This window comes from Rathayibacter sp. AY2B9 (assembly GCF_002931595.1).
In the GTDB taxonomy this organism is placed as follows: domain Bacteria; phylum Actinomycetota; class Actinomycetes; order Actinomycetales; family Microbacteriaceae; genus Rathayibacter.
This window is the reverse complement of the sequence record NZ_PSUB01000005.1, coordinates 94,695-115,470: the sequence shown is the minus strand read 5'-3', so window position 1 is coordinate 115,470 and position 20,776 is coordinate 94,695. Positions and strand designations below refer to the sequence as shown.

The window sequence follows — 20,776 nt, the reverse complement described above, 5'->3', positions numbered from 1 at the left end:
GCCTCGGTCCGCACGCCCCGGCGCGTCGCGTACCGAGGCGGCGTCTCGCGGTTCAGCGGGTGGAGGCGAGCACCCCGCGGACGTCCTCGAGCACCGCCTCGACGCGCACATCGCCGACGAACGTGACGTCGTGCTCGCAGCGCGGAGCGGTCCAGCCGACCTGCGTGGCGTCGCGCCCGCAGACCGGGCAGTGCGTGGTCCAGCTCAGCTGCACCCGGTGGCGCTGCCGCCCGAGGGCCGCGGCGTTGATCGCGTTGCCCACCCAGAAGACCCCGACCGTCGGAGCGCCGACCGCGGCGGCGAGATGGCGTGGTCCTGAGTCGTTGCCGAGCACGAGGTCGGCGAGCGAGAGCAGCGGAGCGAGGTCCGGGAGGTCCACGACGCCCGCCCAGGAGACCGCTCCCGGCGCTCCGGCGACGATCTCGTCGGCGGCGGGCACGTCCGAGGCGTCGCCCACCATCAGCACGCGCGCGCCGTCCGCCAGCAGCTCCGTCGCCACGGCGGCGAAGGAGGCGGCGGGCCAACGCCGGCGGGGATCGGTCGCGCCGGGGTGGATCAGCACCAGCGGGCCGCCCGCGGGCAGCGCCGCGGCGAGGCGGTCCCGCCGCTCCGGATCCACGGCGAGCGCCGGCTCGAGGCGGGTCGCGGGCGCTCCGGCCAGCCCGACGATCTCGAGCGCCCGCAGCATCTCGTGCTGGTAGTAGACGTAGGGGATCGTGCGCTCGAGCTCCGCGGCGTCGTCGGTGCGCGACCCGATCGTGTGGCGCGCGCCGAGGCGCTGGAGGAACGGGTTGGAGTAGCGCCCGCCGCCGTGCAGCTGCACGGCCAGGTCGAAGCGGCGTGCGCGCATCCGCTCGGTGAAGTCCTCGACGACCCGGGGGTCCTCCCCCTCTCCGTCGCGGACGCCCTGCGCCACCGGCAGGATCTCGACGTCGGCGATCGGCGACTCGACGCCCGTCAGCAGGACCCGGTGCGCGGGCGTCCCGAGCAGGGTGATCTCGGCTCCCGGGTAGGCGGCCGCGAGGGCGTCGACGGCGGGCAGCGCGAACAGCAGGTCGCCGAGTCCGCCGCCGCGCAGGACGGCGATCCTCTCGACTCCGGCGAAGGGCTCTCGGAGGGGGGCGATGGCGACCACGACGGGTTCCTCTCAGGTGCGGAGGGCGCGCGGGCGCCGCTCCGGGGACGGTGCACTCCTCCACTTCCCCGCCGGGGCCGATCCGAAACCGGATCGGGGGCGAGCCCGTCGCCGATCCGGGGGCGGATTCCGGAGGCGGCGTGTCTAGGCGCGCACCACCCGGGTACCGGACGGATGCGTCCGCCACTCCGCGGGCGCCCCCGACCGAGAGGTGACCGTGACCATCGACATCACGACCCCCGCCACGACCGCCGCCGACGCCGTCCGCCGCGCGCGGACCGCGTTCCCCGCGTGGGCCGCCACCGCGCCCGCCGAGCGCGGCGCCCTGCTCCGTGCCGCCGCCCACCGCGTGGCCGAGCACGAGCAGGAGCTCGCCGACCTCAACACGCAGGAGACGGGCAAGCCCGCCGGCGACGCGCTGGGCGGCGTGCGCGCCGGTGTCGACACGCTGCTCCAGTACGCCGAGCTCGGCCCGCTTCACCGCGGGAGGAGCCTGCGCGGAGGGGCTCTCAACGTCGATCTGGCCCTGCCGCACCCGCGCGGTGTCGTGCTCGCCCTCACTCCGTGGAACGACCCGGTCGCCGTCGCCGCGGGCCTCCTGGGCGCCGCGATCGTCTCCGGGGATGTCGTCGTGCACAAGCCGAGCGAGCGCAGCCCGGGCACGGGCGCCCTCTTCACGAGCATCCTCGCCGAGGCGCTGCCCGAGGGCGTGCTGACCCTGGTCGAGGGTGACGGGGCGGTCGGCGACGAGCTGGCGCGCACCGAGGGCGTCGACGTCCTCGCCCACGTCGGCTCGACCGCCACCGGCCGCGCGCTCGCCCGGGTCGCCGCCGTCACCGGCGCGCACGTGATCCTCGAGAACGGCGGCAACGACGCGCTCGTCGTCGACCGCGACGTCGACCCGGTCTGGGCCGCCGAGCAGGCCGCGCTGGGCGCCTTCGCCAACGCCGGCCAGATCTGCACCTCCGTCGAGCGGATCTACGTGCACCGCGACATCGCCGAGGCGTTCACGGCGGCGCTGGTCGCCGAGGCCGACCGCTGGAGCGCGGGCCCGCTCCCCCGCCTCGTCGACGCCCGCATGCGCGACGCCGTCCACGAGCACGTCACGGAGGCGCTCGGCAGCGGCGCGCGCGCCCTCACCGGCGGCACTCCCGGGGACGGCACCTTCTACCCCGCGACCGTCCTGGCCGACTGCACCGAGTCGATGCTGGTGATGACGGAGGAGACCTTCGGGCCCGTCGCGCCGATCCGCGTCGTCGACTCCTTCGACGAGGGCCTGGACCTGGCCGCCGCGAGCCCCTACGGCCTGGCCGCCTCGATCCTCACCGCCGACATGGAGCACGCCCATCGGGCCGCGGCGACGCTGCCGGTCGGCACCGTCAAGGTCAACGGCGTCTTCGGAGGAGCGCCGGGCGGCAGCGCCCAGCCCCGCGGAGCATCCGGCTCCGGCTTCGGCTACGGCCCGGAGCTGCTCGACGAGATGACCACCACCACGGTCGTGCACTTCGGCCTGCCCGTTCTGCCGGGAGGCGCGCGATGAGCCTCGAGGGCTCGGCGCTCCAGCGGGCGAGCGCCCTCCTGGCGCACGTCCACGAGCGCCCGCCCGTCGTCGCCGTGATCGGGGACCTCATCCTCGACTCCTGGTGGCTCGGCGAGGCGGAGCGCGTCACGCGGGAGGCGCCCGCGCCGGTCCTGCGGCTCGAAGACGTCGTCGACGTCGCGGGCGGGGCCGCCAACACCGCCGCCAACCTGCACGCGCTGGGCGCCGTCGTCCGCACGGTCGGCGTGGCCGGACGCGACTCCGAGGGCGACCGGCTCGTGCGCGCCCTCGAGCGGGCCGGCCTGGACACCTCCCGGGTCGTCCGCACCGGCGCCGCGACGACGATCAAGACCCGCGTGGTCGGCGGCGACAGCGTGATGCTGCGCGTCGACTCCGGCCCGCACCGCCCGGCCGACGACGAGCTGGCCCTGCTCGCCGGTGCCGCCGCCGAGGCCGCCGCGGGCGCCGACGCCGTCCTGGTCTGCGACTACGGCTCGGGGATCCTCCACGAGGCCGTCGAGCGCCTGCTCGCCGTCGGGCGCCCCGGCCTCCTCGTGATCGACGCGCACGAGCTCGCCGACTGGGCCTTCGCCCGGCCGGACCTCGTCACCCCGAACGCCAAGGAGGCGGAGCGGCTGCTCGGCGGCTCCCTCGGCCGCGGGACGGAGCGGGCCGCCGCCGTGCGCGACGCGGCGGACGACCTGCGCGCCCGCTCCGGCGCCCGGCACGTCGTGGTCACCCTCGACCGGGACGGCTCCACCGCCCTCGACGCCGACGGCACGGTCAGCCGCACCTTCGCTCAGCCCGCGGAGGAGAAGCAGGCGTCCGGCGCCGGCGACACCTTCGCCGCGACCGCCACCCTCGCCCTCGCCGCCGGCCGCTCCCTGGCCACCGCCGTCGATCTGGCGCAGGCCGCCGCCGACGTGGTCGTGCAGCGCCCCGGCACCTCCGTCTGCTCGGGCGACGACCTGCTCGCCTCCCTCGCCGCTCCCGGCGCCGTCGTGCTCGGCGAGGACGCCCTCGTCGAGGTCCTCGCGGAGCAGGCGCGCCGCGGTCGCCGCGTGGTCTTCACCAACGGCTGCTTCGACGTCCTGCACCGCGGCCACACGGCGTATCTCCGCCAGGCCCGCGAGCTCGGCGACGTGCTCGTGGTCGCGGTGAACGACGACGACTCCGTCCGGCGGCTGAAGGGCGAGGGACGGCCGATCAACCCGGAGGGCGACCGCGCGGGCGTGATCGCCGAGCTGGGCTGCGTCGACTACGTGACGCTCTTCGGCGGAGACACCCCCATCCCGCTGCTCGAGCGCGTGCAGCCCGACGTCTACGTGAAGGGCGGGGACTACAACCCCGACATGCTCGCGGAGGCGGCCGTCGTGCGCTCCTACGGGGGTGTCGTCACCACGGTCGGCTACGTCTCGGAGCACTCCACGACCGAGATGGTCCAGCGCATCCGATCGGCCGCGCCGTGACCAGCCGCCGGTGGTCGGGGCGCTGGGGGGTCCCGGAGGCTCCCCGGCAGCCGCTGATCGACGTGCTGGTGCCGACGGTCGGCCGCCGTGCCGAGCTCGCCGCCACGCTCGCCGGACTCGCCGCCCAGGACGACCCGCCCTTCCGCGTGATCGTGAGCGACCAGTCCGACGACGCGGTCGCCGAGAGCGACCCGACGATCCTCGCGATGCTGCGCGTGCTGGAGGCGCAGGGCCGGGCTCCGGTGGTCCGCCGGCACCTGCCCCGGCGCGGGCTCGCGGAGCAGAGGCACTACCTCCTCTCCCTCGCCACCGCCCCGGCCGTCCTCTTCCTCGACGACGACGTGTGGCTCGAGCCGGGCACGCTCTCGCGGCTGCACGAGGCCCTCGAGCGCCTCGACTGCGGCTTCGTCGGCTCCGCGGTGCAGGGCCTGTCCTACCTCGAGGACGTGCGCCCTCACGAGACCGAGTCGTTCGAGACCTGGGAGGAGCGCGTGGAGCCCGAGCGGGTGCGGCGCGGAACCCCTGAGTTCGAGCGCTGGCCGCTGCACAACGCGGCGAATCTCACGCACGTCGCCGCCCGCCTCGACGTCCCGGAGGGCGCCTGGCGCGCGTACCGGGTCGCCTGGCTGGGCGCGTGCGTCCTCTACCGCCGCGACGCCCTCCTGGCCGTCGGCGGCTTCGACTTCTGGGAGCAGCTGCCCCCGGAGCACAGCGGTGAGGACGTCGCCGCGCAGTGGCGCGTCATGGAGCGCTTCGGCGGCGCGGGCCTCGTGCCCAGCGGCGCCGTGCACCTCGAGACGCCCACGACGGTCACCGACCGGCGCGTCGACGCCTTCGACCGGCTCTTCGCCGAAGAGCACTCGTAACACTCAGCAAGGCGACGAAAGGACAGCACGATGGACGCACCCAACCCGATCCAGATCCAGAAGTACCTCTCGGGCATCGACTACCCCGCCTCGAAGGACACGATCGTCGAGACCGCCGAGAAGGAGGGCGCGGACGGCGACGTCCTCGAGGCCCTCCGTGCGATCCCGGACGGCGACTACGAGAAGCCCACCGACGTGAGCTCGGCCGTCTCGAAGGTCTGACCACCCTCAGCGGGACGCCGCTCCGGTGCACGGCACGCCGTGCCTGCCGTACCGGAGCGGCGTCCCGCGACCGGCGATCGGCCGGCGCGGAGAGCCGGGGTCAGGCGGAGGCGTGCTCGCGCTCGCGCAGGACGCCGGACTCGAGCGCCTGGAACGACAGCACCTTGTAGCCCTCGGACTCGAAGAAGATCGTCGCCCGGTCGGCCTCCACGCTCATCACGGTGCCGGCGCCCCACTCGCGGTGCTCCACCGACTCGTCGACGCTCAGAGGGGCGTCCACGGGCGCCTCGACGGTCTCGCCGCTCGCCTCGTGCCGCTCGCAGCCGTCGCAGTTGCCGCACCATTCGGCCGACTCCACGCCGAAGTAGTCCAGCAGGACCCGGCGGCGGCACTGGCTGGTCTCCGCGTAGGCGCGCATCATCGACAGGCGCGACTCCGCGATCCGCTCGCGGGAGGCCAGAGCCTCCTTCACCGCGTGCACGGCCTCGTCGCCCGAGGCCTCGCGCGTCGCGCGCAGACCGGACCCGGTCTCCACCAGCCCCGCGTCCGCGAGATCGTTGACGATCCGGGCGATCGTGCGGGCCGGCTTCCCCAGCTCCTTCGCGAGAGCCGCGGTGTCGAGCCCCGGCTGCTCCGAGACGGCCGCCCAGATCACGCGCAGCGCGGCCTTGTCGACCGAGCGCTTGGCGAAGAAGCGGCGGAGACCCAGATCCTCGGCGCGGTAGTGCAGCGCGCCCGTGGCCGGCTCGCCGTCGCGGCCCGCGCGGCCGATCTCCTGGTAGTACGCGTCGAGCGACTCGGTGGTCGTCGCGTGCAGCACGAAGCGGACGTCGGCCCGGTCGATGCCCATCCCGAAGGCCGAGGTCGCGACGACGACGTCGAGCTCGCCGGCACGCCACTGCTCGTGCACGACCTTGCGCTCGGACACCTTGAGTCCGGCGTGGTACGCCGCGACCCGGCGCCCCTCCGCCGCGATGTCGGCCGCGTAGGCCTCCGTCTCCTTGCGGGTGGCGACGTAGACCAGGCCCGGAGCCGTCCAGCTGCGCGCCTCCTCGACCACGGCGGCGCGCTTCTCGTTCTCGCTCTCGTGGCGGTGCACCACCAGCCGGATCTCCGGACGGTCGACGCCGTGCACCTGGATCTCGGGGTCGGTCATCCGGAGGCGCTCGATGATCTCGTCGCGCACCGGCCCGGAGGCGGTGGCGGTCATCGCGAGCACCGGCGGGTCCCCGAGCTCGCCGCGCACATCGGCCAGGCGGAGGTAGTCGGGGCGGAAGTCGTGGCCCCAGGAGGAGACGCAGTGCGCCTCGTCGACGACCAGGAGTGACACTCCCGCGGCCGCCAGACGCGCCACGTTCTCGGGCTTGGCGAGCTGCTCGGGCGCCAGGAGCACGTAGAGCGGGCCGCCCTCGTCGATCCGGTCCCAGGCGCGGGCGACGGCCGCGGCGCCCTGGGAGGAGTTGATCGCGACGGCGGGCGGGGCCGCCGGAGCCGCCTCGATCGCGGCGAGCTGGTCGGCCTGCAGGGCGACGAGCGGGGAGACGACCAGGACGACGCCGCCGCGCTCGGCTCCGGCGATCTGGTAGACCGCGGACTTGCCGCCGCCCGTCGCCAGCACCAGCAGCGTGTCGCGCCCGGAGGCGGCCGACTCGATCGCCTCGCGCTGACCGGGGAGCAGCGACGACCAGCCGAAGTCCTCCCGGGCGATGCGGCTGACGGAGTCGGTGCGGGAGGAGTTCATAGCTCGACGCTACGACCAGACGGCCCCGGAGGCAGTCCGCTTGACAGCGCCGGGGAGCACGGTGAAGGCGCGTCGCCCGGCCTCACGGCCCGCCTCTGCCCCCTCGTCCCCGCGCTGTCAACGTCCTGCGGAGGGGCCCGTCGCGTGCTGGGCTGGAGCCCCGACGAGAGGAGCCGACATGGCCGACCAGAACGTGAACGAGGACCTTCCCGGATCCGGCGGCGACGCCGTTCCGAACACCGGCGGCGCGCAGACGGTGCTGCCCGGCGAGGACGCGGCCGACGCCTCCGCCGCGGGGGCCGCTCCCGGGGGCACCGCGATCGACCGCGGTGTCACGGACGCCGTGACCGACGGTGACAGCGGAGGAGACACCGTCTCCGGCGACGCCGACCTGCCGGACGAGACCGAGGGCGCGGTCGGCAGCGACCCGGCGAGCGCCGACTGACGTCCCGCTCGGACGTGTCCGGCCCGCCGGATCCGAGGATCCGCGCGGGCCGGAGGCGCTCGTCCCTCCGCGGAGGAGGGCCCGGGCTCAGCGCCGGACGACCACCGGGTTGAACAGCGTGCCGATGCCCTCGACGTCCACCGCGACGGTGTCCCCGTTCGCGATCGGCCCGACGCCGGCGGGCGTCCCGGTGAGGATCACGTCCCCGGGGAGCAGCGTGAAGATGCGCGAGACGTAGGCCACGAGCTCGGGCACCCCGTGGATCATGTCGCCGGTGCTGCCCGACTGCTGCACGCGCCCGTTGACGCGGGTCTCGATCGCGCTCTCGTTCCAGACGAACTCGGTCTCGATGACCGGTCCGAGCGGGCAGAAGGTGTCGTAGCCCTTCGCCCGCGCCCACTGGCCGTCGGAGCGCTGGAGGTCGCGTGCGGTGACGTCGTTGGCGATCGTGTACCCGAAGACCACGTCCTCGTAGTCCTCCGCGCGGACGTTGCGGGCCACGGCGCCGATCACGATCGCCAGCTCGCCCTCGAACTCCACCTGCTGGCTGTCCTCGGGGAGGACGATCGCCTCGTCCGGGCCGATGACCGACGTGTTCGGCTTGAGGAACACCAGCGGCTCCGCCGGGGCGTCGCCGCCCATCTCGGCCGCGTGGTCGGCGTAGTTCTTCCCGATGCCGACGATCTTGGAGCGCGGGATCACCGGCGCGAGGAGCTTCGCCTCCGCGATCGGGATGCGCTCCCCCGTGGTGTCGAACCCGGCGAACATCGGGTCGCCGGCGAGCACGACCAGGTCGTCCTCGTCCACGATCCCGAAGTGGATCGCTCCCCCGTTGTCCCCGTCGCGCTGCGTGGCGAATCGTGCGATCTTCATGCGTCCAGCCTCGTCATCCATCCGTGCGTGTCCTCGCGGCGTCCGTACTGGATGCCGGTCAGCTCCTCGCGGAGCGACATCGTGAGCTCCCCGGCGGGCGCGCCCTCGCGGCCGACGGAGAAGCCCTCGCCCTTGAGCTCGGCGATCGGGGTGATCACGGCGGCGGTCCCGCAGGCGAACACCTCGACCACGTCGCCGGAGGCCACTCCGTCGCGCCACTCGTCGATGCTCACGCGGCGCCGCTCGACGCGGTGGCCGCGGTCCTCGGCGAGCTGCAGGACGCTGTCGCGCGTGATGCCCTCGAGGATCGAGTCCGATTCCGGGGTGACCAGCGTGCCGTCCTTCTTCACCAGCACCACGTTCATGCCGCCGAGCTCCTCGATCCACTGCGACTCCTGCGAGTCGAGGAAGAGGACCTGCGCGCAGCCGTGGCTGTAGGCCTCCTGCTGCGGAAGGAGGGAGGAGGCGTAGTTGCCGCCCGTCTTCGCCGCTCCCGTGCCGCCCTTGCCCGCCCGGGCGTAGGAGGTGGAGAGCCAGATCGACACGGGGGCGACCCCGCCCGAGAAGTAGGCGCCGGCGGGGCTGGCGATCACGTAGTAGCCGACGTCCTCGGCCGCGCGCACGCCGAGGAACGCCTCCTGCGCGAACATGAACGGGCGCAGGTAGAGGCTGGTCTCCGGTTCCGAGGGGACCCAGTCGCCGTCGACCGCGATCAGCTGCCGCAGCGACTCGACGAAGAGGTCCGTCGGGAGCTCCGGCAGCGCGAGACGGCGGGCCGAGCGCTGCAGGCGGCGCGCGTTCGCCTCCGGGCGGAAGGTCCAGACGGAGCCGTCCTCGTGGCGGTAGGCCTTCATCCCCTCGAAGATCTCCTGCGCGTAGTGCAGGACGGCGGCGGCGGGGTCGAGCGCGAGCGGACCGTAGGGCTCGACGCGGGCGCTGTGCCAGCCGTCCGCGCGGGTCCAGCGGAGGCCGACCATGTGGTCGGTGAAGTGCATGCCGAAGCCGGGGTTCGCGAGGATCCGGGCGCGCTCCTCGGCGGAGCGGGGCGCGGGGGCGGCGGTCACCTCGAAGGCGAGGTCGGCGGGGGCGGAGTCGGTGCTCATCGTGGTGGTGTCCTTCTGCGGGGGATCAGCGGAGGCGGGCGACGACGGAGTCGCCGATCGCGGCCGTGGAGCGCGGGGTGCCGTCGCGCGACTCGATGTCGGCGGTCACGGCCGCGGTGACGCGGGCGGCCTCGTCGCTCCGGCCGAGGTGGTCCAGCAGCATCGCGGCCGAGAGGATCGCGGCGGTCGGGTCGGCGAGCTGCCGTCCGGCGATGTCGGGCGCGGATCCGTGGACCGGCTCGAACATGCTGGGGAACGCGCCGTCGGGGTTGATGTTGCCCGAGGCCGCGAGTCCGATGCCGCCGCTGATCGCGCCGGCCAGATCGGTCAGGATGTCGCCGAAGAGGTTGTCGGTGACGATGACGTCGAACCTAGCAGGGTCGGTCACGAGGAAGATCGTTGCGGCGTCCACGTGGAGGTAGTCGACGGCCACGTCCTCGAAGGCGGCCCCCACCTCGTCGACGATCCGCTTCCAGAGCGAGCCGGAGAAGACGAGGACGTTCGTCTTGTGCACGAGCGTCAGCCGGGAGCGGCGCGTGCGGGCGAGCTCGAACGCGTGGCGGACGACGCGCTCGACGCCATAGGCGGTGTTGACCGACACCTCGTTGGCGACCTCGTGCGGGGTGCCCTGCCGGATCGAGCCGCCGGTGCCGACGTAGGGCCCCTCCGTGCCCTCGCGGACGACCACAAAGTCGACCTCGCCGGGAGCCGCGAGCGGCGAGGGGACGCCCGCGTAGAGACGGGTGGGCCGCAGGTTGACGTAGTGGTCGAGCTCGAAGCGCAGCCGCAGGAGCAGCCCGCGCTCGATGTTCGCGTCCCGGAGGCGCGGGTCGCCCGGTGCTCCGCCGACGGCGCCCAGGAGGATCGCGTCGTGCCCCGCGATCGCCGCGAGGTCCTCGTCGGTGAGGACGTCGCCGGTCTCGAGGTAGCGGGCGGCGCCGAGCGAGAAGGTGGTCGTCTCGAGCACCAGGTCGGAGTCGGCGGTGACGGCGTCGAGGACCTTGACGGCCTCGGCGGTCACCTCGGGCCCGATCCCGTCTCCGGGGATGACGGCGAGCTTCACGGTGCGGGGCATGGCGGTCCTCAGGCGTACGGGGTCGGAGTCCCCCCAGCGTACTCGCGGCCCGCCCGCGCCGCGGTCCGGGGCACGCGCCCCGCCGGGCGGGCGAGGGGCCGCCCGGGAGTCGCTGCGCGTCCCGGGCGGCCTCCCTCGGGAGGAGAGGAGGAGCGTCAGCTCCGGCGGAGGCGCCAGGCGCCGACCGCGGCGGCGGCCAGCACGAGGACGACACCGAGCCAGGCCGACCAGCCGACGCCCGAGTCGAACGCCGCGCTCGCCGACGCGACGAGGCTCGCGGCGGAGTCGGCGGGCAGCTCGCCGGCGACCGAGACGGCGCCGCCGAGGGTCTCCCCGGCCCGCTGCGCCTGCGCGGCGTCGAGGCCCTCGGGCAGCACGACTCCCCCGCGGTACACGGCGGTGAGGACCGTGCCGAGCGTCGCGGTGCCGAGGACGGCACCGAGCTCGTAGGCGGTCTCGGAGACGGCGGAGGCCGCACCGGCCTTGTCGGCGGGCGCGTTGGCCAGGATCAGCTCGTTCGACACCGTCTCGGCCGCACCGATGCCCAGGCCGAGGAACGCGAAGGCGACGGCGACGGTGAGCGCGGACGCTCCTCCGGGCGCCCCGCTGCCGAGGGCCAGCAGGATGTACCCGACGGCCGAGACCAGCAGTCCGGCCGGGACGACGAGGCGCGGAGCGACGCGGCGCGCGATCGGCACCACGCCGAGCCCGGCCAGGATCATCACGGCGAGGCCCGGCACGAGCACGAGGCCCGCCTCCAGGGGCGAGAGCCCGACCACGAGCTGCAGGTGCTGCGAGAGGAAGAAGAGCCCGCCGACCAGCGCGGTGACACTGAGGAGGTTGACCACGATCGCCGCACTGAACGAGCCGCGGCGGAAGAGCGAGAGATCGAGCATCGGCGAGGCCCGGCGCTGCTGGCGGCGGACGAACAGAGCTCCCGAGACGACGCCCACGACGAGCGCCGCGACGCCGACCGCGTCGATCCCGTGCTCGGCGAAGGACTTCACCGCGTAGACGACCGGCGCCATGGTCGCCAGCGACAGCAGGATGCTGACCACGTCGACCGGGCCGGGCTGCGGGTCGCGCGACTCCGGCACCAGGATCGGCACCAGGACGACCAGCGGGAGCAGCACGGGCACCGCGAGCAGGAACACCGACCCCCAGGGGAAGTGCTCGAGCAGCACGCCGCCGACCAGCGGGCCGATGCCCGAGCCCACGGCGAAGCCGGTCGCCCAGATCGCGATCGCGAGGCGGCGCTGGTCGCGGTCGGGGAAGACGCTGCGCAGGAGCGAGAGCGTCGAGGGCATCAGCATCGCGCCGAAGAAGCCCAGTGCCGCGCGGGCGCCGATGAGCGCCGCGGCGGTGGGAGCGAACGCGGCCACGACCGAGACGGCGGCGAAGCCGACCGCGCCGACCAGCAGGAGGCGCCGCCGCCCGACGCGGTCGCCGAGACTCCCCATCGCCACCAGCAGGCCCGCGAGCACCAGCGGGTAGGCGTCGACGATCCACAGGAGCTCGGTGCCGGAGGGGCCCAGATCCTCGGCGATCGAGGGGAGCGCGAAGTTCAGCACCGTGTTGTCGACCGAGACCAGCAGCACCGGGAGCATCAGCACCGCGAGCGCCACCCAGGCGCGTCGCCCGACCCGGTCGGCGGCGCCGGCGGTGTCGTGGGTGGAGACGGGAGCGGTGCGCGCGGACACGGGGACGACCTTTCAGAGGAGAACGGAGAGAGTATACCGTCCAGCCGGTACAGTCGCCACTGATCCGCCGTAGGATGGTCGCCGTGCCTCCTGCCCCCGCCCGCGACCGCGTCCTCGACGCGTTCGAGCAGCTCCTCATCGAGCAGGGCGAGCGCGCCGCGACCCTCGACGCCGTCGCCCGCGAGGCCGGAGTCTCCAAGGGCGGGCTGCTCTACCACTTCCCCTCGAAGGACGCTCTCGTCGACGGGCTCCTGCAGCGCCTCGACGCGCGGCGGGAGGCGGACGTCGCGCAGAGCCTCGCCGCTCCCGAGGGCGTGGTCGCCTACCTGCTGCGCACCTCCTTCGCCGCCGACTCGGCCTTCGACCGCACGATCCTCGCCGTGTCGCGCATCGCGCAGGGGCACGACGAGCGCGCCAGCGGGGGCCTCGCGCGGATCCACGACAGCTGGAACGAGGTGGTCGCCGACGCCGTGGGCGACCCGCTCGTCGCCCGGGCGATCGTCCTGATGAGCGACGGGCTCTACTACAACTCCGCCCTGCTCCCCACGGGCTCGCCGTCGCGCGGCGAGGCCGAGGACGTCCTCGCGGTCGTCCAGCGCCTCCTCGGGAGCTGAGCCGCGCCGCCCCGGCGGACCCGCTACAGCTCGACGACCCCGTCGATCAGGGTCACCGTCGCGCCGCCGATCCAGATCGCGCCGTCCGTGCTCTCGACGCGCACGCGCCCGGCTCGGCCCAGCTCCGCACCCTGGGCCGCGGTGTAGCGCTCGGGCAGCACGCCGCTGCCGATCAGCCACTGGGCGATCCCCGCATTGAGGCTCCCCGTCACCGGGTCCTCGGACACACCGGCGTCGGGGATGAACGCCCGCACCTCGACCGCGCACTCGCCTCCCGCCGGATGCTCGCCTACGACGCCGACGGGGAGCCCGGCGAGGAGAGCCTGGTCCGGCCGCAGCGCGAGGACCTGCTCCGCCGACGCGAGCCGCACGGCCAGCCAGCCGGGACCGTTGTCGACCCACTCGTGGTCGAGGATCTCCGCGCGCGGGATCCGCAGAGCCGCAGCCACCCGCTCGAGCGTCGCCTCGTCGACCGGCCCGGTCCGCCGGCGGGGCGGGGCGGCGAAGGCGATGCCCTCCTCCGTCACCCTCAGCCGGACGAGACCCGCGGCGCACTCCTGCACGAGCTCCCCCGCCGCGCGGGCCGTCCCCCCGGCCGCGAGCCAGGCGTGCGCGCTCCCGAGGGTCGGGTGCCCGGCGAAGGGCAGCTCCCCGCCCGGCGTGAAGATCCGCAGCCGGTAGTCGGCCGCGGGGTCGCTCGGGCGGAGGAGGAAGGTCGTCTCGGAGAGGTTCGTCCAGCGCGCGAACTCCGCCATCGCGGCGTCGCCCACGCCGTCGCCGTCGACGACGACCGCCACCGGGTTGCCCCGGAACGGCGCGGCGCCGAAGACGTCGACCTGAGCGAACCGCCGCGTGCTCACTGCTCGGTGATGTCGATCTCCTGCATGAGGTCGGCGTCGATCGCGACGCGGACCTTCTCGAGCAGGCCGTCGGGGGCGGGAGAGTCGATGGTGATCACCGAGAGCGCCTTGCCGCCCGCCTCGGTGCGCGCGATCTGCATGCCCGCGATGTTGACCGCGGCGTCGCCGAACTCGCGGCCGTAGACCGCGACGATCCCGGGGCGGTCGACGTAGCTCATGACGACGAGGTGCTTCGCGAGGGGGACCTCGACGTCGTAGCCGTTGATCGCCACGATCTTCTCGACCTGCTTGGTGCCGGTCAGCGTGCCCGAGACCGAGATCTGCGAGCCGTCCGAGAGCGCGCCGCGCAGCGTGATCACGTTGCGGTACTCGTCCGAGACCGGCTCCGTGATCAGGCGCACCTCGATGCCGCGCTGCTCCGCGAGCACCGGCGCGTTGACGTAGGACACCGTCTCCGAGACCACGTTGGTGAACACGCCCTTGAGAGCTGCCAGCTTGAGGACCTTCACGTCGTAGCCGGCGAGCTCGCCGCGCACCTCGACGTCGATGGAGGTGACCGGCGAGTCCGCGAGGCCCGAGAAGACCTGGCCGAGCTTCTCGACCAGCGGGATGCCGGGGCGCACGTACTCGTCGATCACGCCGCCGGCGACGTTCACGGCGTCCGGCACGAGCTCGCCCGAGAGCGCGAGGCGCACCGAGCGGGCGACCGAGACGCCGGCCTTCTCCTGCGCCTCGTCGGTCGAGGCCCCGAGGTGCGGAGTGACGACCACGTTCTCGAGGGCGAGCAGCGGCGATCCGGTCGGCGGCTCCTTCACGAACACGTCGAGTCCGGCGCCGGCGATGGTCTTCGCGACGAGCGCGCGGTGCAGCGCGTCCTCGTCGATGAGGCCGCCGCGGGCCACGTTCACGATGAACGCCGACGGCTTCATCAGCGCCAGCTGATCGTCCGAGATCATGCCCGTCGTCTCGGGGGTCCTCGGCATGTGGATCGTGATGAAGTCGCTCTCGGCCAGCAGCTCCTCCAGGGAGAGGAGCGTGACGCCGAGCTGCTGCGCGCGGGCGCTGGTCACGTAGGGGTCGTAGGCGACGACGTTCACACCGAAGGCCTGCAGGCGCGCGGTGATCAGCGCGCCGATGCGGCCGAGGCCGATGATGCCGACGGTCTTCTCGTAGAGCTCGACGCCCGTGTACTTCGAGCGCTTCCAGAGGCCCTGCGCGAGCGCGCTGTGCGCGGCGGGGATGTGGCGGGCGAGGCTCAGGATGTGGCCGACGGTGAGCTCGGCGGCCGAGATGATGTTCGAGGTCGGCGCGTTCACGACCATGACGCCCGCGGCGGTCGCGGCGGTGATGTCGACGTTGTCCAGGCCCACACCGGCGCGGGCGATCACCTGGAGCGAGGGGGCCGCGGCGATCGCCTCCGCGTCGACCTGCGTCGCGGAGCGCACGAGGATCGCGTGCGCCGTGGCGAGGGCCTCGAGCAGCGCCGGGCGGTCGGTGCCGTCCACGGAGCGGATCTCGAAGTCGGGACCGAGCGCGTCCACGGTGGCGGGCGAGAGTTCTTCGGCGATCAGGACGACCGGCTTTGTCACGAGAGGCGCTTCCTTCGGAGAGGGGACGGAGCGGGCACCGAGGCGGGGGCGTCGGCAGCCCCCCGTCACTGTAGCGGAGGGGTGCGCGCGCCCCGCGCCGTGTGACGCCGCCGGTCAGCTCAGCGAGACCAGGCTCTCGACGCCGAGGACGAGCTGCACGTCGAGCGAGAGCGCCGCCGAGAGGCAGAGGGCCGCCGCGAGCAGTCCGACGCGCGCCGGGAGTCCCCGGCGGCGCCCGAGCAGGACGGCGGCGACGAAGCAGGCGACCGGCAGAACCAGGCCGAGCAGGAGCACCGCCCAGCCCGTCGGATTCAGGTCGGTGCCGAGGGAGGCCGCGTAGCTGCGCAGGCCGATCAGGTTGCCGACCGCCTCCCAGACGTCCCAGGCGAAGAAGAGCGCGAACACCACGGCGACGAGGACGGAGGCGGCCAGGCGCCGGCCGGGCCGGTCGCGCCGGCCGGTCCCGCCGAGGGTGGCCCGGGTCGAGTCGGTCATCAGGCCCCCTTCAGGAACGGCAGCGGAGCGAGGAGGACGAGTCCGGCGACCAGCCAGAGCACGCGGATGCGCACCCGGGCGTCGCGGGTGGCGAGGAGCGCCACAGCGAACCACACCGGCGGCGCCAGGACCGCCAGCCAGAGCCCGAGCGAGTAGAGGGCGCCGCCGAGCGCATCGCCCGCGAAGCCGGCCGCGGCGACCGGCGACTGCCGCGTCGCCGTGATCGCCCAGGCGATGGCGTACAGGAGGTAGAGGCCGGCCGCGATGCCCGCGGCGATCAGCAGAGCGGACGAGGACGCGGCCTCGTCGTCGGGATCCTCGTCCCCGGAGTCGTCGTCGTCCGAGCCGTCGTCCGCCGGGCCCGCCCCCGCGACCGCGCGGGGCGTCCGGCGCACGCGCGCCGTCCCCGCGGCGAGCGTCGGGTCCGCGCCCTCGCCCGCCCACTCCAGGGCCTCGTCGTCGGCGTCGTCCTCCGGGCCGGCGTCCGGCCCGCGGTCCGCCGGCGGGGTCGCCGCGTCGTCGTCCTCCGGGGAGCGGCCCGGTCCACCATCGATCACCGCAACACCCTAGCCGCGCGCACCTCGCAGGAGGCTCGGAGCCCGCCGCCGCCTCCCCGACACCCGGCGGACACCCTGCGTCCTCCCCCGGGGGCGAGGCTGAGCGGATGGACGACCGCCGCCGCCGCTTCGTCGCCCTCGGCGACTCCTTCACGGAGGGGGTCGGCGACCCGCACCCGCGCCTGCCGAACGGGGTGCGCGGCTGGGCCGACCGCGTCGCCGACCGCCTGGCGAAGGCCGAGCCGGGCTGGGAGTACGCGAATCTCGCCGTCCGCTCGAAGCGCCTCGCCCAGATCACCGAGGACCAGCTCGCGCCCGCCCTCGCGCTCCGCCCCACCCTGATCACGCTGTACGCCGGCGGCAACGACATCCTCGACCTCGGCACCGACACCGTCGATCTGATCACCCGCTACGAGGCGCTCGTCGACGCGCTCGCGACCACCGGCGCCTCCCTCGTGCTCTTCACCGGCGTCGACATCCCGGGACTGCCCGCCCCGCGGATGTTCCTGCGCCGCAACCACCTCTACAACAGCGCCGTCCGCCGGATCGCCCGCGAGCGGGGCGCGATCCTCGTCGACTACTGGGCGATGCGGGAGTTCCACTCCCCCGTGCTCTGGTCGCCCGACCGGATGCACCTCTCCAAGCGCGGCCACCGCGTCCTGGCCGGTCGCGTGCTCGACACGCTCGGCGTGCCGCACACGATCTCGACCGGGCCCTGGGACACCCCCGAGCCGCTCCGCCTCCGCGCGCGGCTGCGCGAGCAGCGCCGCTGGGCCGCCGACTGGGTACTCCCCCTCGTCGGCCGCAAGCTGCGCCGGGTCACGCTCGGCGACCACCTCTCGCCCCGGTGGCCGGACCCCGTCCTCGTCCCGCCGAAGGGCGGTCTCCGCCGTCTCGTCCGCGAGCTCGAGCAGTAGTCGCGCCCCGGACGCGGAGGAGCCCCGGCCCGGCGAGGGGATCCCGGTGGACGGGTCCCTCGTCGGACCGGGGCTCCCCCGGTCGACGCGGTGCGACTAGCGCGCGACGCTGCCGTCGGTGTAGTCCTCGTCGGTCTGCTTCCAGGCGAAGAGCTTGCGCAGCTCGCGGCCGGTCTCCTCGATCGGGTGCTTCTCGCCCTTGGCGCGCAGCTCCTGGAACTCGGGTCCGCCCGCGTCCTGGTCGCCGATGAAGCGCTTCGCGAAGGCGCCGCTCTGGATGTCGCCGAGGACGGCCTTCATGTTCTCCTTCACGCGCGGGTCGATGACGCGCGGGCCGGAGACGTAGTCGCCGTACTCGGCGGTGTCGGAGACGCTCCAGCGCTGCTTGGCGATGCCGCCCTCCCACATGAGGTCGACGATGAGCTTGAGCTCGTGCAGCACCTCGAAGTAGGCGATCTCGGGCTGGTAGCCGGCCTCGACGAGGGTCTCGAAGCCGTACTGGACGAGCTGCGAGGTGCCGCCGCAGAGCACGGCCTGCTCGCCGAACAGGTCGGTCTCGGTCTCCTCGGTGAAGGTGGTCTTGATGACGCCGGCGCGGGTGCCGCCGATGGCCTTCGCGTAGGACTTCGCGGTCTCCCAGGCGGTGCCGGTCGCGTCGTTCTCGACAGCGATGATGTCCGGGATGCCGCGGCCGGCGACGAACTCGCGGCGCACGGTGTGGCCGGGGGCCTTCGGCGCGATGAGGATGACGTCGACGCCCGCGGGCGCCTCGATGTAGCCGAAGCGGATGTTGAAGCCGTGCGCGAAGGCGAGGGTCTTGCCCTCGGTCAGCGCGGACGCGATCTGCTCGCTGTAGATCGCGCGCTGGTGCTGGTCCGGCGCGAGGATCATGATCAGGTCGGCCCAGGCCGCGGCGTCGGCGACGCTCTTGACCTCGAAGCCGTCGTCCTCGGCCTTGGCGGTCGACTTCGACCCCTCCTTCAGCGCGATGACGACCTGGACGCCGGAGTCGCGGAGGTTCTGCGCGTGCGCGTGGCCCTGCGAGCCGTAGCCGACGATCGCGACCTTCTTGGACTGGATGATGGAGAGGTCGGCGTCGGCGTCGTAGATGAGCTCGGTCACGTGGTGAGTCCTTTTCTGTAGTGGAGAGTTCGCGGTCAGTTCTTGAAGACGCGCTCGGTGATCGACTTGGAGCCGCGCCCGATGGCGAGCAGGCCCGACTGCGCGATCTCCTTGATGCCGTAGGGCTCGATCACCCGCAGGAACGCGTTGGTCTTGCCGGTGTCGCCGGTGACCTCGATCACCAGGGCGTCCGTCGCGACGTCGACCACGCGGGCGCGGAAGAGCGTGACGGCCTCGAGCACCTGCGATCGCGTGACGTTGTCGACGCGGACCTTGACGAGCAGGTGCTCGCGCTGGACCGACTGGTCGGTGTCGAGCTCGACGATCTTGATCACGTTGACGAGCTTGTTGAGCTGCTTCGTGACCTGCTCGAGCGGCAGGTCCTCGACGTCCACGGCGACCGTGATGCGCGAGAGCCCGGCCAGCTCGGTCGGACCGACCGCCAGCGACTCGATGTTGAAGCCGCGGCGGGCGAACAGCCCGGCGACACGGGTGAGCAGTCCCGGCTTGTCCTCGACGAGCAGGGAGAGAACGTGGTGCGTCATGCGGGTCTACTCCTCGTCGTCCCAGGTCGGGCTGTGGTCTCGGGCGTACTGGACGTAGCTGTTGGAGACGCCCTGCGGGACCATCGGCCAGACCATGGAGTCGCGGCTGACGACGAAGTCGATCACCACGGGCCGGTCGTTGGTGGCGATGGCGAGGCGGATGGCGTCGTCGATCTCCTCCGGCTTCGTGACGCGGATGCCGAGCGCGCCGTAGGCGTCGGCGAGCTTCACGAAGTCGGGCACCCGGACGGTGTCGTGCCCCGTGTTGAGGTCGGTGTTGGAGTAGCGGCCCTCGTAGAACAGTGTCTGCCACTGGCGCACCATGCCGAGCGAGGAGTTGTTGATCACCGCGACCTTGATCGGGATGTCGTTGATCGTGCAGGTGGCGAGCTCCTGATTGGTCATCTGGAAGCAGCCGTCGCCGTCGATCGCCCACACGGTGCGCTCGGGCTCGCCGACCTTGGCGCCCATCGCCGCGGGCACGGAGTAGCCCATGGTGCCGGCGCCACCGGAGTTCAGCCACGAGTTGGGGCGCTCGTACTTGATGAACTGCGCCGCCCACATCTGGTGCTGGCCGACGCCGGAGGCGAAGACGCCCTCGGGGCCGGTGATCTCGCCGATGCGCTTGATGACGTACTGCGGCGAGAGCAGGCCGTCGTTCGGCTCGGTGTAGCCGAGCGGGAACTCCGTCTGCAGGCCCTTGAGGTAGCTCCACCACTCGGAGGTGTCGGCGCGGCCGTCGGCGGAGGCCTTGGCGAACGCGTCGGTGAGGTCCGGGAGGACGTCCTTCAGGTCGCCCACGATCGGCACGTCGGCGGTGCGGATCTTGGAGATCTCGGCCGGGTCGATGTCGACGTGCACGACCTTGGCGTGAGGCGCGAAGAGCGCCGCCTTGCCGGTCACGCGGTCGTCGAAGCGCGAGCCCAGCGCGAGGATCAGGTCCGCCTCCTGCAGCGCGAGCACCGCGGGGACGGTGCCGTGCATGCCGGGCATGCCCAGGTGCTGCTCGTGCGAGTCCGGGAACGCTCCGCGAGCCATCAGCGTGGTCACCACGGGGGCGCCGCAGGCCTCGGCGAACGCCTTCAGCTCGGCGGCCGCGCGGGCGCGGATGATGCCGCCGCCCACGTAGAGCACCGGCTTCCGCGACTCGACCAGCAGCTGGGCCGCGGCCTGGATCTGCTTGCCGTGGGCCTTCGTGACCGGACGGTAGCCGGGCAGGTCGATCTTCGGCGGCCAGAGGAACGGCGCCTGGTCCTGCTGCGCGTCCTTCGTGATGTCGACCAGCACGGGGCCGGGGCGGCCGGTGGTGGCGATCAGCGCGGCGGAGGCGAGGGCCGAGGGGATGTCCTCGGGGCGCGTCACGAGGATGGAGTGCTTCGTGATCGGCATCGTGATGCCGACGATGTCCGCCTCCTGGAACGCGTCGGTCCCCATGAGCGTCGAGAACACCTGGCCGGTGATCGCGAGCATCGGGACGGAGTCCATGTAGGCGTCCGCGATCGCGGTGACCAGGTTGGTCGCTCCGGGGCCCGAGGTCGCGATGCAGACGCCGAGCCTGCCGGTCGCCGAGGCGTAGCCCTCGGCGGCGTGGCCGGCGCCCTGCTCGTGGCGGACCAGGATGTGCCGGATCTTCGAGGAGTCCATCAGCGGGTCGTAGACCGGGAGGATCGCGCCGCCGGGCAGGCCGAAGACGTCCTCGATCCCGAGCATCTCGAGCGAGCGGACGACCGCCTGCGCTCCGGTGAGGACCTCGGCCGCGGGGGCGGCCCCGGGAGCGTGGGCGGGTCGGGGTGGCTGGGGCGTCGGTGCGGGCTGCACGGCGGACGGATCCGGAGTCATGCGGGTGTCGATTCCTTCAGGAGGTGGTGCGGCGGCGGGCAGAGCCGGAGGCGAGTGCCCGGGAACGCG

General features: G+C 73.6%; 20 protein-coding genes. 7 read left to right on the top strand and 13 right to left on the bottom strand.

Annotated features, from left to right (window positions below):
* Nucleotides 1-52: 52 nt before the first annotated feature.
* Nucleotides 53-1,135: a glycosyltransferase family 9 protein gene (locus C5C25_RS06850; protein ID WP_104250149.1), complete on the bottom strand. Its 1,083-nt coding sequence runs from the start codon at nucleotides 1,133-1,135 to the stop codon at nucleotides 53-55.
* Nucleotides 1,136-1,352: 217 nt separating this feature from the next.
* Here C5C25_RS06850 and C5C25_RS06845 point away from each other — a divergent pair, with 217 nt between their 5' ends.
* The 4 genes from C5C25_RS06845 to C5C25_RS06830 are packed head-to-tail and all read left to right on the top strand — an operon-like array spanning nucleotide 1,353 to nucleotide 5,232.
* Nucleotides 1,353-2,675, top strand: a complete 1,323-nt coding sequence (locus tag C5C25_RS06845; protein ID WP_258069358.1) for an aldehyde dehydrogenase — start codon at nucleotides 1,353-1,355, stop codon at nucleotides 2,673-2,675.
* A complete protein-coding gene (gene rfaE2, locus C5C25_RS06840) occupies nucleotides 2,672-4,144 on the top strand; it encodes a D-glycero-beta-D-manno-heptose 1-phosphate adenylyltransferase (protein WP_104250147.1) in 1,473 nt (490 codons plus the stop codon). The genes C5C25_RS06845 and rfaE2 overlap by 4 nt, the downstream gene beginning before the upstream one ends.
* Nucleotides 4,141-5,010, top strand: a complete 870-nt coding sequence (locus C5C25_RS06835) for a glycosyltransferase family A protein (protein ID WP_219812158.1) — start codon at nucleotides 4,141-4,143, stop codon at nucleotides 5,008-5,010. The genes rfaE2 and C5C25_RS06835 overlap by 4 nt, the downstream gene beginning before the upstream one ends.
* 30 nt (nucleotides 5,011-5,040) lie before the next feature.
* On the top strand, nucleotides 5,041-5,232 hold the full coding sequence (locus C5C25_RS06830) for a DUF2795 domain-containing protein (RefSeq protein ID WP_104223528.1): 192 nt from the start codon (nucleotides 5,041-5,043) through the stop codon (nucleotides 5,230-5,232).
* A 100-nt stretch (nucleotides 5,233-5,332) separates the two neighbouring features.
* Here the strand turns inward: C5C25_RS06830 and C5C25_RS06825 are convergent, their stop codons facing one another.
* Nucleotides 5,333-6,973 carry a RecQ family ATP-dependent DNA helicase gene (locus C5C25_RS06825; protein WP_104250146.1) on the bottom strand — a complete coding sequence of 547 codons (1,641 nt, stop codon included), beginning with the start codon at nucleotides 6,971-6,973 and terminating at the stop codon, nucleotides 5,333-5,335.
* A 178-nt stretch (nucleotides 6,974-7,151) separates the two neighbouring features.
* Between C5C25_RS06825 and C5C25_RS06820 the strand changes: the two genes are divergently transcribed.
* A complete protein-coding gene (locus C5C25_RS06820) occupies nucleotides 7,152-7,418 on the top strand; it encodes a hypothetical protein (RefSeq protein WP_104226254.1) in 267 nt (88 codons plus the stop codon).
* Between the two features lie 87 nt (nucleotides 7,419-7,505).
* On the opposite strand, the gene C5C25_RS06815 is transcribed toward C5C25_RS06820, so the two are convergent.
* The 4 genes from C5C25_RS06815 to C5C25_RS06800 form a co-directional block, all read right to left on the bottom strand.
* Nucleotides 7,506-8,291 carry a fumarylacetoacetate hydrolase family protein gene (locus C5C25_RS06815; RefSeq protein WP_104247446.1) on the bottom strand — a complete coding sequence of 262 codons (786 nt, stop codon included), beginning with the start codon at nucleotides 8,289-8,291 and terminating at the stop codon, nucleotides 7,506-7,508.
* Nucleotides 8,288-9,394 (bottom strand): branched-chain amino acid aminotransferase, encoded by a 1,107-nt coding sequence (locus C5C25_RS06810; RefSeq protein ID WP_104239273.1) that lies wholly within the window; start codon nucleotides 9,392-9,394, stop codon nucleotides 8,288-8,290. Before C5C25_RS06810 ends, C5C25_RS06815 begins: the two co-directional genes overlap by 4 nt.
* Before the next feature lie 25 nt (nucleotides 9,395-9,419).
* Complete coding sequence (locus tag C5C25_RS06805; RefSeq protein WP_104223533.1) at nucleotides 9,420-10,469, bottom strand: 3-isopropylmalate dehydrogenase; 1,050 nt, start codon at nucleotides 10,467-10,469, stop codon at nucleotides 9,420-9,422.
* 155 nt (nucleotides 10,470-10,624) lie between these two features.
* Nucleotides 10,625-12,169, bottom strand: coding sequence for an MFS transporter (locus C5C25_RS06800; protein WP_258064161.1), 1,545 nt, complete (start codon nucleotides 12,167-12,169; stop codon nucleotides 10,625-10,627).
* A gap of 74 nt (nucleotides 12,170-12,243) precedes the next feature.
* On the opposite strand from C5C25_RS06800, the gene C5C25_RS06795 reads away from it, so the two are divergent.
* Nucleotides 12,244-12,783: a TetR/AcrR family transcriptional regulator gene (locus C5C25_RS06795; protein ID WP_104239274.1), complete on the top strand. Its 540-nt coding sequence runs from the start codon at nucleotides 12,244-12,246 to the stop codon at nucleotides 12,781-12,783.
* A gap of 23 nt (nucleotides 12,784-12,806) precedes the next feature.
* Here C5C25_RS06795 and C5C25_RS06790 read toward each other — a convergent pair whose 3' ends face one another.
* The 4 genes from C5C25_RS06790 to C5C25_RS06775 form a co-directional block, all read right to left on the bottom strand.
* On the bottom strand, nucleotides 12,807-13,643 hold the full coding sequence (locus C5C25_RS06790) for a PhzF family phenazine biosynthesis protein (protein ID WP_104250145.1): 837 nt from the start codon (nucleotides 13,641-13,643) through the stop codon (nucleotides 12,807-12,809).
* A complete protein-coding gene (serA, locus tag C5C25_RS06785) occupies nucleotides 13,640-15,232 on the bottom strand; it encodes a phosphoglycerate dehydrogenase (RefSeq protein WP_104223535.1) in 1,593 nt (530 codons plus the stop codon). Before serA ends, C5C25_RS06790 begins: the two co-directional genes overlap by 4 nt.
* A 114-nt stretch (nucleotides 15,233-15,346) precedes the next feature.
* On the bottom strand, nucleotides 15,347-15,727 hold the full coding sequence (locus C5C25_RS06780; RefSeq protein ID WP_104233218.1) for a hypothetical protein: 381 nt from the start codon (nucleotides 15,725-15,727) through the stop codon (nucleotides 15,347-15,349).
* Nucleotides 15,727-16,284, bottom strand: coding sequence for a hypothetical protein (locus C5C25_RS06775; RefSeq protein WP_104250144.1), 558 nt, complete (start codon nucleotides 16,282-16,284; stop codon nucleotides 15,727-15,729). Before C5C25_RS06775 ends, C5C25_RS06780 begins: the two co-directional genes overlap by 1 nt.
* Before the next feature lie 107 nt (nucleotides 16,285-16,391).
* On the opposite strand from C5C25_RS06775, the gene C5C25_RS06770 reads away from it, so the two are divergent.
* Entirely contained in the window at nucleotides 16,392-17,201 is an 810-nt protein-coding gene (locus C5C25_RS06770) for an SGNH/GDSL hydrolase family protein (RefSeq protein WP_104250143.1), read from the top strand.
* 96 nt (nucleotides 17,202-17,297) lie between these two features.
* Here the strand turns inward: C5C25_RS06770 and ilvC are convergent, their stop codons facing one another.
* Genes ilvC through C5C25_RS06755 form a run of 3 tightly spaced genes read right to left on the bottom strand, consistent with a single transcriptional unit; the run spans nucleotide 17,298 to nucleotide 20,707 of the window.
* On the bottom strand, nucleotides 17,298-18,323 hold the full coding sequence (ilvC, locus tag C5C25_RS06765) for a ketol-acid reductoisomerase (protein WP_104223539.1): 1,026 nt from the start codon (nucleotides 18,321-18,323) through the stop codon (nucleotides 17,298-17,300).
* Nucleotides 18,324-18,358: 35 nt separating this feature from the next.
* Nucleotides 18,359-18,868, bottom strand: coding sequence for an acetolactate synthase small subunit (gene ilvN, locus C5C25_RS06760; protein ID WP_104223540.1), 510 nt, complete (start codon nucleotides 18,866-18,868; stop codon nucleotides 18,359-18,361).
* A 6-nt stretch (nucleotides 18,869-18,874) separates the two neighbouring features.
* A complete protein-coding gene (locus C5C25_RS06755; protein ID WP_104226247.1) occupies nucleotides 18,875-20,707 on the bottom strand; it encodes an acetolactate synthase large subunit in 1,833 nt (610 codons plus the stop codon).
* Nucleotides 20,708-20,776 lie beyond the last annotated feature (69 nt).

Bases quoted from the DNA above. Each gene is read 5' to 3' on its own strand.
- rfaE2 (WP_104250147.1), top strand. From the start codon at position 2,672: ATGAGCCTCGAGGGCTCGGCGCTCCAGCGGGCGAGCGCCCTCCTGGCG.
- C5C25_RS06830 (WP_104223528.1), top strand. From the start codon at position 5,041: ATGGACGCACCCAACCCGATCCAGATCCAGAAGTACCTCTCGGGCATC.
- C5C25_RS06825 (WP_104250146.1), bottom strand. From the start codon at position 6,973: ATGAACTCCTCCCGCACCGACTCCGTCAGCCGCATCGCCCGGGAGGAC.
- C5C25_RS06820 (WP_104226254.1), top strand. From the start codon at position 7,152: ATGGCCGACCAGAACGTGAACGAGGACCTTCCCGGATCCGGCGGCGAC.
- C5C25_RS06815 (WP_104247446.1), bottom strand. From the start codon at position 8,291: ATGAAGATCGCACGATTCGCCACGCAGCGCGACGGGGACAACGGGGGA.
- C5C25_RS06810 (WP_104239273.1), bottom strand. From the start codon at position 9,394: ATGAGCACCGACTCCGCCCCCGCCGACCTCGCCTTCGAGGTGACCGCC.
- C5C25_RS06805 (WP_104223533.1), bottom strand. From the start codon at position 10,469: ATGCCCCGCACCGTGAAGCTCGCCGTCATCCCCGGAGACGGGATCGGG.
- C5C25_RS06795 (WP_104239274.1), top strand. From the start codon at position 12,244: ATGGTCGCCGTGCCTCCTGCCCCCGCCCGCGACCGCGTCCTCGACGCG.
- C5C25_RS06780 (WP_104233218.1), bottom strand. From the start codon at position 15,727: ATGACCGACTCGACCCGGGCCACCCTCGGCGGGACCGGCCGGCGCGAC.
- C5C25_RS06770 (WP_104250143.1), top strand. From the start codon at position 16,392: ATGGACGACCGCCGCCGCCGCTTCGTCGCCCTCGGCGACTCCTTCACG.
- ilvN (WP_104223540.1), bottom strand. From the start codon at position 18,868: ATGACGCACCACGTTCTCTCCCTGCTCGTCGAGGACAAGCCGGGACTG.
- C5C25_RS06755 (WP_104226247.1), bottom strand. From the start codon at position 20,707: ATGACTCCGGATCCGTCCGCCGTGCAGCCCGCACCGACGCCCCAGCCA.